This window comes from Halorubrum sp. Atlit-26R (genome assembly GCF_003666015.1).
Lineage (GTDB): Archaea > Halobacteriota > Halobacteria > Halobacteriales > Haloferacaceae > Halorubrum.
Window position 1 is genome coordinate 1 of the sequence record NZ_QPLT01000266.1, and the last position, 646, is coordinate 646.

Consider the following 646-nt stretch of genomic DNA (forward strand, 5'->3'; position numbering starts at 1 on the left):
TCCCACCTGGAGCGCCGTCGACGAGCTGAAGATCAGCGACGCGACGGCGAGCGGCGGCTGCTCGCCGGCGTGCGAGTAGTCGAGTAGTGCGCGGTCGTGCGCGTCGAAGATCGCCGTCACAAACGCCGCGTTATCCGGCCGCGACAGGATCGCGTTGATAAATAGGCTCGGGTCACCGACGGCGACGACCCGTCCCTCGCCGACGGATTCAGTGGTTACGACCGGGTACGTTCCCAGCTCGTCACCCGCCGACAGGTTCCCGGTCCCGTTGCGATCGAGGTACGCGAACGGCGACGTGGTGGCGACCACCGTCGCGTTGCCGGCGTCGATCGCGGTGCCCTTGTTCAGCGTTAACTGGTCGACTCCGTCGGTGTACCGCGTCCCGCTGACGTTCGTCGCGACCGGCAGCGACGGCGCGCGGTAGTAGTGCCGCTCGTCGCGGAGTTGGGTCCCGTTGAACCGCGCGCTCGCGCCGACCTCTTCGAGGAGCGCGTTGCTATGCGTCCCGAAGTCGTCCGCGATAACGAGCGTTCCGCCGCCGTCGACGAACTCCCGCACGCGGCGCGTGTCGTTGGGACCGTACGGCTCGGTCGGCGAGAGAATCACGGCGACCGAGCCGTTGGCGTCGCCCCGCTCGTAGGGGGCC

At 68.7% G+C, this 646-nt stretch carries 1 protein-coding gene; it reads right to left on the reverse strand.

Annotation, left to right across the window (positions count from 1 at the left end; all coding sequences use genetic code 11):
* The coding region (locus tag DVK07_RS20500) for a DUF4350 domain-containing protein (protein WP_147441291.1) at nt 1–646 on the reverse strand (646 nt) is incomplete at both ends.